We start from the raw sequence: 1815 nt of genomic DNA, 5'->3' as shown, positions 1-1815 counted from the left end.
TTAGGATCTATAGGCTTAGGATCAATAGGTTTAGGATCGATAGGATCTGTAGGCTTAGGATCAATAGGCTTAGGATCAATAGGTTTAGGATCTATAGGCTTAGGATCAATAGGTTTAGGATCGATAGGATCTGTAGGCTTAGGATCAATAGGCTTAGGATCTGTAGGTTTAGGATCTGTAGGTTTAGGATCTGTAGGCTTACTACCGTCATCGGTAACTACGGCTAAGAGCTTTTTATTTTCGCTATCTTTATCAAGCTTAAAGGCATAAACCTTTGAAATTCCCGCTTGCATTAGGTTGTCTTTATGATTATTCATATCTTTAGGGTATGTGATATCCGATCCTGCTTGTATAAGAGTTACTTTATCGTCCTTATACAGCTTTCCTCCCTCTATCATAGCTACGCCTATCTTAGAATTCGTAAGATCGGGACCGGAAGATAAATCAAGCATCTTGTCTTTGGCTATATCAAAGCCTTTAGGTATATAGAAATTTAGCTTTTCAAAATTTTCAATCTTAGCGGCAGTTATGTTTTTGCCTCTTACGTTTAGGGTGTTGCCCGTGAAGTGGTCTTTGTCGCCTAAATTTGACGACCCTCCGTATATATAGTGCAACTTAAGATCGTCGCTTTCTAAATTTACCTTATTGTTCGTAGCGGATTCTTTATTCGAACGTCCGCCGTATATATAAGCTTTATTTTCAAACGTTCCGCCTTTTATAGTTACCGTATTGTTTTCAGATAACCCATCACCTGAAGCTCCGCCGAATACAGTAGCGCTATCTTGAAACGTTCCGCCGGTTATAGTTGCGGTATTACCGCTAGCTTTGCCTTTGTCTGAATATCCGCCGTGTATATAATTTGAGCCTTTGAACGTTCCGCCGCTTATAGTTGCGGTATTACCGTTAGCTTCGCCTTTGTTTGAAAATCCGCCGTGTATAAAAGCTCCATTTTCAAACGTTCCGCCGCTTATGGTTGCCGTATTACCGCTAGCCTCGCCTTGTTCTGAATGTCCGCCGAGTATAGAAGCGCTATCTTCAAACGTTCCGCCGCTTATGGTTGCCGTATTACCGTTAGCTTTGTCTTGTTCTGAACGTCCGCCGTATACAGAAGCTCTATTTTCAAACGTTCCGCCGTTTATAGTTGCCGTATTGTTTTCGGATAACCCATCATCTGAATCTCCGCCGAATATATATATCTGAGAGAATCTTTTAAACTTTACGTCGTTTATAGTTGCCGTATTACCGCTAACTTTGCCTTTTTTTGAATATCCGCCGTATATATAAGCTCCATTTTCAAACGTTCCGCCGTTTATAGTTACCGTATTGTTTTCGGATAACCCATCCAATGAATCTCCGCCGTATATATAAAAAGGACTATAATTAGTTGTGTTTTTAAACTTTCCGTTGCTTATAGTTACCGTATTGCCGCTAACTTTGCCTTTTTCTGAATATCCGCCTTGTATATAAGCTCCATTTCCAAACTTTCCTCCGCTTATATCTATCTTGTTTTCCAAGGCTTCCAAGTTGCCTTTTCCTCCCAATACAACCATATTTATGTTTCCTCCGGTTATATTTAGAGTATTCTTCTTGGCTATACCTACTGCCGTATATCCGCCGTATAAACTACTAATATAGTTCGTATCGTTACCTTTAAAATTTAAAGTGTTGCCTTCTACATCTTTGTAGTAGCTATATCCTGCGAATATGCCGTATTTCTCTGTTATACTACCAGGAGTTTCTTCCCAAGTAAGAGTATTATCGTTTTCGCCAAGAGCGAACCAATTGCCGTTAATAATATATTTTTCGTAAACGGAT

At 39.7% G+C, this 1815-nt stretch carries 1 pseudogene; it reads right to left on the bottom strand.

The annotated features are described in order from the left end of the window. Nucleotides 1–1815, bottom strand: a pseudogene (locus ACHJH3_RS11220) (hypothetical protein); the annotation flags it as partial.

The organism is Campylobacter canis (genome assembly GCF_045504005.1).
GTDB classification, from domain to species: domain Bacteria; phylum Campylobacterota; class Campylobacteria; order Campylobacterales; family Campylobacteraceae; genus Campylobacter_A; species Campylobacter_A canis.
Note: the sequence above shows the minus strand (reverse complement) of the source record. Positions and strands in the feature narration are given on the sequence as shown.